This is a genomic window from Lottiidibacillus patelloidae, assembly GCF_002262935.1.
In the GTDB taxonomy this organism is placed as follows: Bacteria; Bacillota; Bacilli; order Bacillales; family SA5d-4; genus Lottiidibacillus; species Lottiidibacillus patelloidae.
In genome coordinates this window covers 351,758-366,861 of the sequence record NZ_NPIA01000001.1, presented here as the reverse complement: position 1 = coordinate 366,861, position 15,104 = coordinate 351,758, and the positions used below count along the sequence as shown (strand labels likewise).

Below are 15,104 nucleotides of genomic sequence, written 5' to 3'. Positions count from 1 at the left end.
ACTTTCCTCCTTTCTTTACATAACGATTCCACCATCAACATGTAAAACCGTTCCATTCACATAATCTGCATCACTACTAGCAAGAAATAAATAAGCTTTAGCAATATCCTCTGGATTTCCTAATCTACCCAATGGAACCATTTCCCGCATTTTACCTAATACTTTTTCAGGCATTTTTGCGACCATATCAGTCATAATAAATCCAGGTGCTACTGCATTGACGTTAATACCTTTTCGACCTAGTTCCTTCGCCCAAGTGTTCATCATGCCAACGACACCCGCTTTTGTCGCTGCATAATTAGTTTGACCAAAGTTACCATAAACTCCTGAAACAGATGAAGTAAGGATGATCTTCCCTTCCCCTTGTTCAAGCATTGTCGGTGCAACCGCTTGCGTGCAGTAAAAAACACCAGATAAATTAACATCAATTACTTGCTGCCAGTCTTCTTTTGAAAGTTTAGTAAGCAAGCCATCTCTCGTAATTCCAGCATTGTTTACTAAAATATCAATTTTTTTATATTTTTCACGAACTATCTCTACCATTTCATTTACACTACTTTGATCAGCAACATTTACTTTAATAAACATTGCTACATCACTTTCGGCATTTAAACTAGCAACTAGGTCCCCACCAGCTTTTTCATTATAGTCAGCAACAATTACATATGCGCCTTCTTTAACAAATGTCTTCGCTGCTGCCATTCCTATTCCATTCGCAGCACCAGTAATAATAGCAACTTTATCTTTTAATCTCATTCCGCATCCCCCCGTTTGCTACACCTTTTTCGTTAGAAATTGTTCAATGCTTCCTAGTAATTGCGGTAGGTCATCTACCAATGGTGAATGTCCACAATTTTTCAGCATAACGACTTCTGCTCGTCCTTTAAAATCTTGAATTAGTTGTTCCGTCATAACAGTTGGTACGACGATGTCATTTTCACCGTATAAAATTAATGTTGGGCACTTAATTTTGGCAATATCATTCGATCCTTCAACAACTCCATTATGCTTATTACTTATATTAAATTGATTGTTTGCATGAACAATATCAATGTAGTTTCTTTGTGTTAACATATCAGCCAAATATTCTTCAAATCGTTCAGAATCAGGTTCATTGTGATTATATATTAACCATTTCCAAACCATTTTTAAGAACGCTTTATCTTTACTTTCAATAGCCTTAACTGTAGGCTGAATTTTCCCTTTTTCATTAGCAATTTCTTCTCTAGTAGTCAATCTTTCAGTTAATATTGGATTTCCCATTCCATCTGAATTGAAAAATGGATAACCTCTAGAAGAGATCGATGCAAGAAGGATTAAATTTTCAACATAGTGAGGATATTCTGCTGCAAATTGCATTGAAACGCCACCACCAGGACTTGACCACCCCATAACTGAAAAAGTGGAAAGGCCTATTGCGTCTACGAAAAGCTTCACGTCATTTGTTAAATCTTTTAAACTAGCAATCGGTGTATTATAAGTTGAAATGCCGAATCCTCTTAAATCAATAGCATACAATTTGTATGAAGAATCGATATTTTCCATGACTAAGTCCCAATGTTTCGATGAAGTCATATTGCCGTGAATAAGTAGAAGCGTTTTTTCTCCTCCTTCTCGCTCACGGTATCCAAGTGTTTCACCATTTCCGAGAGCAATACTTTTTAATGTAATTTCCGGCATCCATTTCCCCTCCTAATTATCCCCAACGAATTGTTGAAGCTCCCCATGCATAGCCAATTCCTGCACTGACTAAAACGACAACATCACCTTCACGTACTTTTCCTTGCTCAAGCGCAAGTTCTAATGATAAAATTTGATCAATTTGTCCAATATGCCCGTATTCATTTAAATAAATGGAGTTATCTTCCGTTAAATTTAATTGTGATAATACATAATCATGGGCAGAGCGTTTCATATGAAGCATGCCAACATAATTAATATCTTTTTCTGTGAATCCACTTTTCTCGACGGAGTTACGAATAACTTTCAAAAAATTTCCCATCGATTTTTCTTCAAGTCTAGCTTTCATTCCTATTGGGTCTGTCACGTCAAGCATATTTAACCGGTTATCAATTGCTTCTTTACTAATTGGCATCTTCGTCCCACCAGCAACGACGACGACATCTTCAGAAAATGAGCCATCAGTCATAATGTCACTTTCTAGTAATAAATTTTGACTATGTCCTTTTTGCAGGACAATTGCTCCGCCGCCAGCAGCTAAATTGTACATAAATCTAGTACGTGGATTTTTATAATCGATAAAATCACAATTGCGATAACCACCTGCTAGCAGAACTGTATTGATAGACTGATTACCTTTCATCATGCTTTTCGCAACTTCCAACGCCATAATTGTCGTCCCACATCTTTGTGCAACATCGAAAGCCCATGCGTTTGTCGCCCCAATTTCCTCTTGTAACTTAATTCCTGACGTCCATAATGGATATTCTTTATGTTCTTCTCCAATATAAATAATTAAATCGATGCTTTTCGGATTAACATTTCCTTTTTTTAATGCTTTTTTAGCCGCTTTTATCCCCATTTCACACGTATGGTCTTCCGGTCCAGGGATAGGTTTTTTTAAGATTCCTAGCTTTTCTTCAATAACTTCTTTTGGGATATTCGTTTCTTTAGCAAGCTCTTCACTATCCATATATGTCGTAGGAATATACGTTGCTAAACTAACAATCCCTATTGTTTGTTCATCTTCGCGCAACAATCTCATCCCTTCACTACTGTCATTAAACTGATTTGTTATCATTAACTTTTTCAATCAGTTTCACCTGTTTTTTCACACTTCGGTCGAATCGCCACTTTCTGAAAGTACCGACAACACCGTACGGTAAAAACATAACAATTAAAATGTAGAGCGTTCCGAATAGAATGATCCACCGCTCAAATATCCAATGTACTTTTGCTAAATCAGACAGCCAATGATGAGCAAATTCAAACAATCCAGCTCCGATAATCGCACCAACTAACGTTCCTACTCCACCAATAATTGTCATTAACAATGCATTTAATGTTACTTCCGTTGCAAATACAGACGTGTTAACAAATCGGAGTGTAATAACATAAAGGGATCCACTAAATGCAGCGAGCATACCTGCTACTACACTAGAAATTACCCGGTAAGTTAGCACATTATAACCAAGTGACTCTGTTCGTTGTTCATTTTCTCTTGTCGCTTGAAGTACATGACCAAGAGGTGAGGAAGTGAACCTTTTTAATAGTAAATACACTCCGATCATTGCTGCAAATACGATAAAGTAAAAGACAACGCGGTCGTACATTACTTCTGGAACATTAAAAGTAAATCCATCATTCCCTCGCGTAACTGTCCGCCACTTTTCTGCTAATACAAGAAATAATCCAGCAAACGCTAACGTTAACATTGCATAAAAATGACTTTTCAGCCGTAGTGATAAAATTCCTACTAAGAAACTTACGATTGCTGCAAATAACATCCCTAAAGCTACGCTAATAAAATAACTTCCTAAACTAGAAGAAATATCTTTCATATATACGCCAGTTGTATATGCGCCAATTCCAAAGAACATCGCATGGCCGAACGAAACTATTCCTGTATATCCGAGTAATAAGTCATAGCTCATCGCAAAAATAGCAAAAATAAAAACTTGCGTTAGTAATAAAAGCGTACTTCTTGAATCACTAACAAACGGAAGGGCTATGAGATAAGCAATGATTAAGTACGTAATAATTTTATATTTCGATACATTTTTTATCATAGAATCACCCTTTCGCCGCAAATAATCCAGTTGGTCGAATAATTAATACCGCAACCATCAATAGCATGTTTACTGCCAAACTTAACGCTGGGAAATAGTAAGCCATAAACGACCCTGATAGCCCTACTAAAATTGCTGCAAATGCAGAACCACTTACACTACCCATACCTCCGATAACGACAACTATAAATGCTAGAATTCCAAATTCAAACCCCATGTTTGCATGTATAACTCCAGAGTAAGGACCGAGTAACATTCCCCCTAAAGCAGCTAAAGCAGAACCGAGCATAAAGACAAACATAAATACTTTTCTAATATTAATACCTAGCGCTTGCACCATTTCCTTATCCATAACTCCAGCTCGAACAATTAAACCAAGTTTTGTTTTTTTAAGTAAGAGATGTAGTCCAAGAAAAATGAGTAGCCCTACCGCAATAATGAAAAGGCGATATTTAATGATGATAACACCGCTATCGAGCATCCAGCTTCCTTGCAAAAACTCTGGCGTGACCGTTGCTATTTGGTTAGGTCCCCAAACAACTTTTAAAAGCTCACTAAGTACTAACATGACGCCTAGTGTAATTAATATTTGTTGGATGTGGTTTCCATAAACAGGCTGAACAATAAATTTTTCTAAAAGCAACCCGAGAATTGCCCCTGTTAATAGCGCACCGATAATACCGATAATGAAGCTTTCCGTTTGCGCATAAACCCAGACACCTGCATATGCCCCCCAAGCAAATAAAGCACCGTGCGCAAAATTCAATACATCCATTAACCCGAAAATTAGTGACAAACCAACTGCTAGTAGAAAAATGAGCATTCCTGTTGCAAGCCCATTGACTGTTAAGTTAATTAAGACATCCATAATCTCTCCTCCTATTCCAAAAGCAGTTAAGCAATTCCTAAATACTTTCTTTTTAGTTGCTCATCTTCATCTAATTCTTTCATCTCACCTTGATGAACTGTTTGACCATCATCAATAATGTAATAACGATCTGATATTGTTTTTGCCATCATGTAATTTTGTTCCACTAATATAACTGTTGTCTCATGCTTCATTTGTTCTAACGCAATCATCACTTTCTCTACGAAAAGCGGTGCTAGTCCTTTACTAGGCTCATCAATAAGTAAAAGTTCATTATTATTAACAAAAGCTCTGGCAATAGATAGCATTTGTTTTTGCCCTCCACTTAAATTTCCGCCCTTACTTTTCCAAAATTTCTTTAAGTCAGGAAACAGATTCAATATCTTCTCAAGTCTTTCTAAAGTTGCGTGATCATTCGATTTCATTGCTACTTTTAAATTTTCTTCTACAGTTAGTCCACCAAAAATACCTTGGTCTTCTGGAACATAGCCAATTCCTTTATTTGCGACGGTAAATGTCGGCATTTGATGTATTTCTTCGTCCTTAAAAGTAATGCTCCCTTTTGAAATAGGGTTAAGTCCCATAATGGAACGAAGTGTCGTTGTTTTCCCAGCACCATTACGGCCTAATATAACAGTTACATCTCCTTTTTTTGCTTCAAATGATACACCTTGTAAAATGTGAAACTGATCAATATAGGTATGTATGCCCTCTACTTTAAGAAGCGTCATGACTTAGCCCTCCTAAATATGCAGACTGAACGAGTTCATTATTCATAATCTCTTCAGGTGAACCGTCTGCGAGAAGTTCGCCATGGAAAAGAACCATGAGTGAATCAGATAAATCAAGAACCATATCCATTTTGTGTTCAATTAAAATAATTGTTCTATTTTTTTCTTCTTTTAGCTTACGAATAACATCCAATATCGCTGGAACTTCCTCTAAACTCATACCTGCAGTAGGTTCGTCTAGAAGTAGCAATTCTGTTTCAAGTGCAAGTAACATTGCTAATTCTAATTTTCTCTTTTCGCCATGTGCTAAATTTTTTGCAAGTGTATGTGCTTTATTATCTAGAAGTACCTTTTCAAGCCAGTTCATCGCAATTTCCTTCATTGTAGGATCTTGATTAACGTGACGATACATATTGTAAAATACATTTTTTTGCGATTGTACAGCCAAACGGACATTTTCAAGTACTGTTAAATTAGGAAATACATTTGTAATTTGAAAGGAACGGCCAATACCTTTTCTCGTTCTAATAGTAGGAGACAGATTTGTTATATCTGTCCCCTTGAAAATAACTTTGCCTTTCGTAGGCTTTAATTGACCACTTAACAAATTAAAGAATGTAGTTTTTCCCGCTCCGTTTGGACCAATAATCGACTTAAATGTGTTCGGTTTAACTTCTAGGCTTACACCATCTACTGCAACGTGTCCGCCAAATGAAATTGTTAAATCCTCTGTTTTTAATATCGGGTCCATCTTAAGCACCTACCTCTTTTTCATTTCCTTACTTGTTACGAATTGGTGGAGCAGTTTCTTCAGCTGATAATTCCTTACGAAGTACTGGTACTGGATAATCGTAGCCCTCAACGTTCTCTAACTTAATACCATATAACGTTTGCAGCGCTTGGTGATCATCTGCGCGGAATGTCATCGTCCCTTTTGGTGTTTCAAAAGACATCCCTTCCATAATAGAAATTAGTTTATCTGCATCTGTTGATCCTTCAGATTTCTTCAATGCTTCAACAATAGCGATTGCTGCAGACATTCCACCTGGAGTGAATAAATCCGGCACTTCACCGTCAAACTTTTTCTTATGTTCAGCAACTAACCAATCATTTACTTCGTTATTAGGTAGTGTGTGATGATAAACTGTGAATCCTTCCATTCCAACTAAGTTCCCCATCGTCGCTAGAGCAGCAATGTTCGGTGCACCAGTTGAAATTTTTATTCCTTTTTCTTGTAACTTCATATCGGCAATTTGGTTCCAAGGCGAGTTAGCCCCTGCCCAAATAACGAATAAGTAATCTGGATTTGAATCAAGTACTTTTTGCAAGTTTGCTGTAAAGTCTGTTGCAGCTGGATCTGCATATTCCTCAAGCACAACATTAGCACCTAATTTTTCTGCTGCTTCCTTAAATGCAGCTACTCCGTCGCGGCCGAAAGCATAGTCTGGAGCAAGTGTCGCAATTTTAACGCCTTTGCCTGCAATTGCTACTGCACCGGCAATCGCATCTTGAGAGGAGTTACGACCTGTACGGAAAATATATTTATTCCATTCAGAACCTGTAATACTATCAGCTACTGCTGGTTCTACGATCATAATTGTTTCATATTCTTTCGCTAATCCTAAAACAGCCAACGTATCACCAGATGAAGTTGCACCTACTAAAAAGTCAACTTTATCTTCTTCTAAAAGTTTTGTAGCCTTAATGTTCGCTACTTCCTTTTTCGTTTCTGTGTCCTCAATAATCACTTCAATTTTTCTACCATTTACTTCCATCGTTCCGTTTGTCGCATACATTAGACCTAACTCAAATCCTCTAATCGTTTGCTGACCGTACGTTTCTAATGGACCAGTAGTTGAAGCTAGTAAACCAATTTTAATTGGGCCATCTTCATTACTAGCAGACTCTGAACAAGCTGCAGTTAAAAGTAACGAAAATGCCATAACTGCTGTGAATAATAATTTTAATGATTTCTTCATTTTATTTCCCCCTCTAATTAAAGTTGATTTAAAGCATGTCTATAGCTTAAATGTTCGAAGTTACAAATTAGTTACAAGAATTTTCAGAACATTATAATTTAAAGAAAACCCGCTGAACAAAGCGGGTTTCATTTTAAAACCGAATTTAAGTTGAAACAATCATTTCATACATTTGCTCTGTAGCTTCCATCGGTTTTACAGAAAGATCATTTTCAAGTACTTCACAACATTTTTTATAATACTTTATAGCTAGAGAACGATTATTTTTCCGGTAGTAGCAATACATTAACAGTCTGTATGCTTCTTCCCAACAATTATCAACGGTTATTATTCTTTCACATAAGTGGATAGCTTGGTTAATGTTATTTTTCTCTACATAGATTTGTGCAAGCTTCTCTGAACCTCGTAAAAACAAGGTTTGCAGTCTCTCTCTTTCCTCATTGCACCATGCATCATAACGCCGTTCTCGTAAAAACTCTCCTTTATAAAAGGGCAGACCTTTTTCGAGCCACTCTTTCGCTTGGATCCGATCATTTTCTTCAAGCCCTGATGTAATGCAATGTTCAAATTGAGCAACATCAAGGTCAATACTAGCAGACAAATTTAAGCCGTAAGCTGAACCTTTTCTTCTAATATAGATTGGTGTAGATCTAGCCTTTCGAGTGGGCTCAAGCGTTTTGTTCAATGCGTTAAGGGCAACTTTTAAATGACTGCTCGAAGTCTCCTCATCTAAATCCTTCCATAGGGTAGAGTAAATTTCTTCCTTCTCAAGGAATCTGTTGCGATTATTAATAAAAAGTTGCAAAAGTTCTTTTGCTTTTCCACGCTGCCAATCCTTCTCTGCGATAAGCTCTGCGCCACGATAAACTCTGAAGTTATCAAAAGTCTCTATTCGTAATGTATAACCTGGATGAGATGTTTGGTTATCTATTCCTAAATCATGTAACAGACGTGAAACGAAAAGATTTTCGGGATTAAGTTCCTTTTCTTTTAATAGAAGCGGTGTAAATAACTGCACATCTATCGGCCCAAACATCGTTCTTTTTTTCAAAAGGAAATCAAACCTATCACTCTCAACAATTTGTAAAAAACGGTTAAAGTAACTATCAAACGCTTCCCATTCTTTTAAATAAAACTTTATAATCGACAGCCACATTAGCCCAACTGCTTGTCCATAGCGGTCTTGGCATTGTGTGAGTGTATCAAATCCATTTTGTATTGCTTGCTCAGACTTCTCATAGTTTTTTAACTCAAAATGGGCAATACCAATCGAATAAGTTAAATATGATGAAAGCCATAAGTCGTTTTTAAGTGCAGTTTCATTTAACGCTTGGTTACCATAATGAAGTGATTTATTAGGGTCATTTTTCCTTGCATAAATTAATGATAGTCCCATTAATGGTTCTGCTTTCCCACGCGGAATACCGATTTCCTCCATTAACTTTAGTGCATTGTGATAACAAGAAATAGCGAGGTTAAGATCATAGTTAGGAATAAGTTGTACTGCATGTCCCATGCGCATCCAGCCACACGCTTCAACAAACGGAGAATTTTGTTTAATTCCTTGTAAAATTCCTTGTTCACCAAGCTTTTTTGCCTCTTCAACTTCCCCCATAAATGTTTTTATTAATGACAATAAAATCATTGTTTCCCGATGTGTTTTTGGAAGTTGCACTTTTTCTTGTTTAATTTCCATCTCTATTTTTTTCTCTAGTAATTGCTTCGCTTCATCTATCCTACCTGTTCTCAATTTCAATCGTGCTTCTAAAAAAACTTCATCGGTTGCGTCATTGATTTCTAGACTTTTGTTATACCAACGTTCCGCTTTTTTCGCATTACCCATATTAATTAAGTTTTCCGCCATAAGTCTATACAGACGGAATAAATGTTTTTCCGTTTCAGGAAGTAGTTCAAGGATTTGAATTGCTTTTAATAATACGGCATCTGCCTTAGTAGGTTGAATAGTATCTAAATAAATTTTTGCAACCCCTTCATGAGCCATACTTTGCACAATTTTATCATCACTTTTTCCAGCTAATTCACTAACTAACATATAAATACTTTTAGCTTCTTCATAAAAGCAATGGTAGCGCATCATATCACCTTCATATAGGTAAAGGCGATAATATTTATCTTTCCACTTTTTCGGAATAGTTTTTAATGTGTTTGACAAAGAGGTAAGTTGACCATTTTCTAGCATTTGCTGCCCATAGGTAACGAGCAGTTTACTAATCGACTTTATATCTTTCAAAAGTCTAAAGTGGTCGATTGCATGATTATACATATCATGTTCAATAAAAAATTGGGCGGCTTGGCGGTGATAGTTCTCATATTTTGAGGGTTCTTTCATTAATTCTTGTTGTAGGAATTCCTTAAATAGAGCGTGATAGCGAAACTCCTCTTCCCCTTGTTTTAAAATAAATAAATGGTTACAAAGTAAATATTCAATCATTTCACTTCCATCGTCTTGAAAATAAAGTTCATTGTACCTTTTAGCAGAAAAAGCTTCCAATACTGATGTTTTTAATAAGAAATGTTGGACGTTCGTGGATTGCTTTGAGAAAACTTCCATTGCAAGAAACTGAAACAAATCCTTTAAAGTATTAACATTTGGCTTTGATAATTCCTCATAGCTTTCTTTTCCTAGCTGATGTTGGCAAAGCATTTGCAAAGCGATAATCCATCCTTCTGTTTTTTCTCTAATTAATTTGAATTCATCAGGACTAAATTTAATGCCATATGTATCGACAAATAACACTTCGATTTCTTCAGGAGTAAAAGTTAAGTCTTTTTCCGAAATTTCGAGTACGCTTCCCTTCACTTTTAACGTCGTAAGTTCTGCACTTTCGAGGTTTGTCCTACTTGTAATAATAAAGTGTATATGTTCAGGTAAATATTTTATAAGCCATGTAAACCATTTCATAACCATTGTATTTTCACTAATTAAATGGAAATCATCTAAGACTATAAGCGTTCGTTCTGACCATTCCGCTAGTTCATTAATAATATCCGTACAATAGCTTAAGATATCGTCTTCTCTTACGAAATCTCTTTCTTGCTTCCATTCGCTTAAAAGGTGATTTCCAAAATTAGCATCTATCTTTTTCAAAGCATAGATGAGATGCAAAAGAAACGGAAGAATATCATCATCATTTTTGGAAATTGAGTACCAACATGATTGATATTTTGTATTATTGACATACAGAGCGGCAGCAGTACTTTTTCCATAACCAGGACCTGCATGTATATATGTAATTGGATAATTTGTAATCGTCGAAAGTTTTTTCATTAACATTGGTCGTTGCACAATATTCTCTTTAACTAGAGGGGAAATAAACTTTGTCTTTATTACAGAAGGATAACCAATCATCATATCACTCCGAAAAGATAATTTTTTAACTATTCTTTATTTTAGCACATTTTAGTAGATTCTTATGTGATTGAAGATGGGTTTTTTATGACAAATTTCGCTTTTGAAAAACGAAATCTCACTTATTAGGAAACACAGTGAAGTTAGAGGTGTATTTTATATCGACTCATTTTTTTACTGCAAAAATAAAAAAATGCCCACAACTTGTGTGGACATTCGTTCGTGATTATACTTGCATTACTTTAAACTCTCCAGAACCAAAGAGGTTTTTCGTGTAATCTACTTTTGCTTTACTAAAGTAAGGAGATTGTTTCTCATCATATAAGAATTTAATACCTTCAACTTCCACTACTTCGTCTTTTTCTCCTGCTGACTCCTCCAGAGCCAGTTGTAATTGTGGGCCTCCTCAGCCAATTCCCATATGCAAACGAACATATTGTTCTTTCATATCGTTCTTATGATGATCAAGCGCTTTTTGTACTTCCGCAAGTGCTGATGCAGTAACTTTAACCATGTGCATTCACCCTTTCTTTATCATAGTTAGTAATACCTCTACACGTATTTTAATTATTTTTGCTGTTACTGTTAAAACAATTGCTTACAGATAGCATGTGTAAAGATCCTTCATTTCATATAAATTTCTTGACAGAAAGCGCATTGCATTTTATATTAAATTTATTCCTAGCATAATATTTGATCCGATAGCTCAGCTGGGAGAGCGCCACCTTGACAGGGTGGAGGTCGCTGGTTCGAGCCCAGTTCGGATCATCATGGAGAACCCTTGTATATCAAGGGTTCTTTTCATTTGGTACGTGAAATATAACTGCTACTATACCCCGTTTTTAGCTCCGTGGTCACGCTTTGGTCACATGATATAATATCGATTCCCATTCCTTTATGACATCTTGTTTTGACTTATATTCACTACCAAACAGCATGTCCCCAAAGCTATCTGCAACTTCTCTTTGCATATTAGGAAGTAAGTGGCTGTAGCGATCTAATGTAATCCGTGTATCAGCATGTCCTAAGCGTTCTGATACTATCTTTGGATGTGTTCCTTGTTTCAGAAGTAGTGTCGCATGCGTATGTCTTAAATCATGGAAACGAATGCGTTGTAATCCCACTTTCTTAATAACTGTGTACATCGTTCTAAGTATGTTTCGTGGATGACATGGCGTTCCTATTTCAGTACACACTACTAAATCGTTGTCGTTATATATCGTACCAGCTTTTTTCTTCTCATCCTCAACAAGTTTACGATGATGCTTTAACTTATCTACAGTTTCTTTTGGTAATGCAATCGTTCTAATACTCGCCTTTGTTTTTGCTCCGCGATTGAGTGTTTTTCCATCATGACTCAGTGTTTGTGTTACCGACAATGTTCGTATATCAAAGTCAATATCTTGCCAGCGCAAACCAAGCACTTCACCTTGTCGCATACCTGTAGAAATCGCTATCAGAAAGGCAATAATGTAGCGATAGTTTTTTACTTCTTTCAGGAAAAATTACTAAAAGCAACTTCAATGTGATTTATTAACCTTGAGGTATTACACTTAGATGATTTGTGAGGTGGTTTTGAAATGATAGATTACACCAATAGAAAAATACAATTAAACCCACAAACACCTATTAATAGCAGTGGTTAATACCAGAATGCTTCAGAGAGACAGTGAACTTAAGGTGTTATGAGTCAAAACACATAACATCACAATTCAGGGAGTCAATTACGTGACCGACTCCCCTACTTACTTACAGATACCCTTTTTCTTTCAAAGACACATAATCATTTCCAACAATCACATGATCCAACAACTCAATTCCTACAATCTTTCCAACTTCACTTAATCGCTCCGTTACCTTAATATCTTCACGCGAAGGGGTAGGATCACCACTTGGATGATTGTGCAGTACAATTGCCGAAGCACAACTGCGGCGTATTAGTGGGCGAAATACTTCTCTGGGATGCACAAGTGATGCGTTCAACGTACCAACGGTAACGGTTTGTTTAAACATCACCTGATTTTTTGTATTCAATCCTAGCAACACAAAGTGTTCTTGCGTTAAGTACTTCATCTCTGCATACACATAATCGTACACATCACGCGGCGAGCGGATTACATAACGTTCTTCATCATGGTTTTCATACATCACCTTAGCTAACTGTAATGCAGATACAATTGCTTTTGCCTTTGTTTTACCAATTCCCTTTATCGTCATCAATTCTTCTTCTGACACATCAATTAGATCATGGAATGATTGAACTGAAGAGAAGATCTGTTGTATCGTATAGCTATCTGGTTTCTCATTAATAGTATTTGCTAGTAATGTTTTTAAGGTTTCCATATTATATTGCTTCATTATTATTTCCTCCCATAGAAAAAGGAGCAGCATCATCGCTACTCCCTTTCACACCGTTTATTATTTTGATAGAATGAACTTACACACATATGTGGCGGCTATTATGCCGTCTTTTTTCTTTTGAACTGATAAACTGCATCTGTCGCAATCAATCGCACCACCTCCTTAAACAAATAAAAGCCCTTCTGCAAGTTTCCTTACAAAAGAGCTCTTAACCATAACGCTTCTTTAAATAGATTGCTAAATGCTTAGGATAATGCTTTCTAAACCACCTCCTTGTTAATTCCGTTGCTTCCTTCCCTTCCATCTTCCAACAGCGCACTAGGTAAAGTTTCAACGCAATACCAGCCATTTTAATGTCACCATTCATTGTTAGCTGCTGCAAAACAGTTAATAATTCATCAGGTAAAGTTTTCTTTTCCTTCATATATAATCACCTCCTTTATCAATCCTATTGGAAAGTAGTTACATGATAATTTACATTCGTATAGTTAAATAAAAATCCATATTTTGTAATTTTTGAAGAATTTTAGTTTATTGATGTATAATATACATATTATTTAAAGGGAGAGATAACATTGCTAGTTCAAGAGGAACGATTAACTCGTCACATAGCATATAAAAATACAGAGAATGTTCTAGAATTAATAGAAGATATTGATTCTATCAAGTTACCTGAAAGTCAACTAGAAATTTTTTATAGAGTTAGAGATATTTTTAATTATTTAAAACACACCTTAGATATTGCAGACCCTTGGCTCATTTCAGATAATACTTTGAACAATTTAGGAAACAATACATCTACTTGCCTTTCAGAAATAAACCATTTTAAGGGGAATAGAAATCAACAACACTTAAACAATATAAAAAATTCCATGGAAGTTATTTTACAACTCATATCACAACTAGTAGTAACTAGGACTCCTGACGAAATTGAAGGTGTACGTAATTCTGTAATCAGATTTAGACAATCTGCAGCGCAACACTTATCTAATTTGGAAAAGGAAGTTACAGAAAGTAAATCAACATTTATTAAAAACAAGAAGTTGTTAATTGAACTAAGTGAATCAATAAATAGTCAAAAGCAAAGAATTGACACAATAATTTCTGATTTTCAAGATAAGTTCCTCAATGGTCAAAGCGAAAGAAATGAAAAAACAGAGCAATTAATTAAAAATACTAAGGAAGAGTTAAACAATTCTTTCCATGATTTTGAAGAAAAATTAGCTAATCAAATTTTAGTGCAAAAGGAATTATTTGAAGATCAACTTCAAAACCAAAAATCGGTCTTTGAAGATGCCGTAGCAAAATTAAACAAGAAGATGCAAGACGAATATAATAGTATTAATGAAATGAATAAAGAAGCTGAGAAGATTCTTGGGCTTATGAGTATGAAAGGATTAGCTCATGGATATCAAAAAATAGCCAATACTGAGGCGAGAAAAGCATTTACATGGAATTTATTCTCTATTGCAACTTTAGTATTCCTGTTAAGTTTTGGAGTGAAATTTATTATCAATTCTGCAAGTGAGCTTAATTGGACTGTACTTGTAAGCAGATTTATCATAACTGGAATAGGGTTAACATTATTTACATACTGTGCAAAACAAGCAGGAAACCATAGAAATGAAGAAAGAAAAAACAGAAAAATTGAATTAGAACTTGCATCATTAGACCCTTACCTAAAAGATTTAGATACTGAAAAGCAAAAAGATGTAAAAGAATCTCTTGTAAACAAGTATTTCGGTGTAGGAGTATCATTAACTAATGTAGATGAACAATCACAGAATCAAAAAAAAGTAATAGAAGATCTAATAAGTAACCCTGAATTAATTAAATCTTTAGCAGATCAAATTAACAAGTTGCGAACAGAGAAGTAATTCTTCTCTGTTTTTTTGCTGATTTAAGGGGTGGGGCAACGAACGGCGCAAGAACACCCACAACGGCATCCTAGTAGGCCCAGAAAATATATATGAATTTTTCATTCTATAAGCAATTACAAATAATGTTAATTTCATAGCCAAGTCCTACATATATTTGGTAAACTAA

The 15,104-nt window shown here is 35.6% G+C and carries 14 protein-coding genes and 1 tRNA gene; 2 read left to right on the top strand and 13 right to left on the bottom strand.

The window, feature by feature from the left end:
- Nucleotides 1-15: 15 nt before the first annotated feature.
- The 10 genes from CIB95_RS02045 to CIB95_RS16480 all read right to left on the bottom strand — a co-directional run bounded on the left by CIB95_RS02045 (nucleotide 16) and on the right by CIB95_RS16480 (nucleotide 11,046).
- Entirely contained in the window at nucleotides 16-756 is a 741-nt protein-coding gene (locus CIB95_RS02045; protein ID WP_094921158.1) for a beta-ketoacyl-ACP reductase, read from the bottom strand.
- An 18-nt stretch (nucleotides 757-774) separates the two neighbouring features.
- Nucleotides 775-1,680, bottom strand: coding sequence for an intracellular short-chain-length polyhydroxyalkanoate depolymerase (gene phaZ / locus CIB95_RS02040; protein WP_094921155.1), 906 nt, complete (start codon nucleotides 1,678-1,680; stop codon nucleotides 775-777).
- Between the two features lie 16 nt (nucleotides 1,681-1,696).
- Nucleotides 1,697-2,725, bottom strand: coding sequence for a 3-oxoacyl-ACP synthase (locus tag CIB95_RS02035; protein ID WP_094922130.1), 1,029 nt, complete (start codon nucleotides 2,723-2,725; stop codon nucleotides 1,697-1,699).
- Nucleotides 2,726-2,741: 16 nt separating this feature from the next.
- Complete coding sequence (locus CIB95_RS02030; RefSeq protein WP_094921153.1) at nucleotides 2,742-3,749, bottom strand: branched-chain amino acid ABC transporter permease; 1,008 nt, start codon at nucleotides 3,747-3,749, stop codon at nucleotides 2,742-2,744.
- Nucleotides 3,750-3,753: 4 nt separating this feature from the next.
- On the bottom strand, nucleotides 3,754-4,617 hold the full coding sequence (locus CIB95_RS02025; protein ID WP_094921150.1) for a branched-chain amino acid ABC transporter permease: 864 nt from the start codon (nucleotides 4,615-4,617) through the stop codon (nucleotides 3,754-3,756).
- Between the two features lie 26 nt (nucleotides 4,618-4,643).
- Complete coding sequence (locus CIB95_RS02020) at nucleotides 4,644-5,348, bottom strand: ABC transporter ATP-binding protein (RefSeq protein ID WP_094921147.1); 705 nt, start codon at nucleotides 5,346-5,348, stop codon at nucleotides 4,644-4,646.
- Nucleotides 5,335-6,099: an ABC transporter ATP-binding protein gene (locus CIB95_RS02015; RefSeq protein WP_094921144.1), complete on the bottom strand. Its 765-nt coding sequence runs from the start codon at nucleotides 6,097-6,099 to the stop codon at nucleotides 5,335-5,337. The genes CIB95_RS02020 and CIB95_RS02015 overlap by 14 nt, the downstream gene beginning before the upstream one ends.
- 28 nt (nucleotides 6,100-6,127) lie before the next feature.
- On the bottom strand, nucleotides 6,128-7,291 hold the full coding sequence (locus CIB95_RS02010) for a substrate-binding domain-containing protein (RefSeq protein ID WP_408607178.1): 1,164 nt from the start codon (nucleotides 7,289-7,291) through the stop codon (nucleotides 6,128-6,130).
- A 181-nt stretch (nucleotides 7,292-7,472) separates the two neighbouring features.
- Entirely contained in the window at nucleotides 7,473-10,700 is a 3,228-nt protein-coding gene (locus CIB95_RS02005) for a BTAD domain-containing putative transcriptional regulator (protein ID WP_094921138.1), read from the bottom strand.
- Nucleotides 10,701-10,923: 223 nt separating this feature from the next.
- Nucleotides 10,924-11,046: a hypothetical protein gene (locus CIB95_RS16480; RefSeq protein WP_269844942.1), complete on the bottom strand. Its 123-nt coding sequence runs from the start codon at nucleotides 11,044-11,046 to the stop codon at nucleotides 10,924-10,926.
- A gap of 346 nt (nucleotides 11,047-11,392) precedes the next feature.
- Here CIB95_RS16480 and CIB95_RS02000 point away from each other — a divergent pair.
- Nucleotides 11,393-11,465, top strand: a tRNA-Val gene (locus tag CIB95_RS02000).
- 86 nt (nucleotides 11,466-11,551) lie between these two features.
- On the opposite strand, the gene CIB95_RS01995 is transcribed toward CIB95_RS02000, so the two are convergent.
- The 3 genes from CIB95_RS01995 to CIB95_RS01985 form a co-directional block, all read right to left on the bottom strand.
- Complete coding sequence (locus tag CIB95_RS01995) at nucleotides 11,552-12,169, bottom strand: site-specific integrase (RefSeq protein WP_269844959.1); 618 nt, start codon at nucleotides 12,167-12,169, stop codon at nucleotides 11,552-11,554.
- Nucleotides 12,170-12,446: 277 nt separating this feature from the next.
- Entirely contained in the window at nucleotides 12,447-13,091 is a 645-nt protein-coding gene (radC, locus tag CIB95_RS01990; RefSeq protein ID WP_233143875.1) for a RadC family protein, read from the bottom strand.
- A 175-nt stretch (nucleotides 13,092-13,266) separates the two neighbouring features.
- On the bottom strand, nucleotides 13,267-13,482 hold the full coding sequence (locus tag CIB95_RS01985; protein WP_094921129.1) for a hypothetical protein: 216 nt from the start codon (nucleotides 13,480-13,482) through the stop codon (nucleotides 13,267-13,269).
- Nucleotides 13,483-13,633: 151 nt separating this feature from the next.
- Here CIB95_RS01985 and CIB95_RS01980 point away from each other — a divergent pair, with 151 nt between their 5' ends.
- Nucleotides 13,634-14,935, top strand: coding sequence for a coiled-coil domain-containing protein (locus CIB95_RS01980; protein ID WP_094921126.1), 1,302 nt, complete (start codon nucleotides 13,634-13,636; stop codon nucleotides 14,933-14,935).
- Nucleotides 14,936-15,104: the final 169 nt, after the last annotated feature.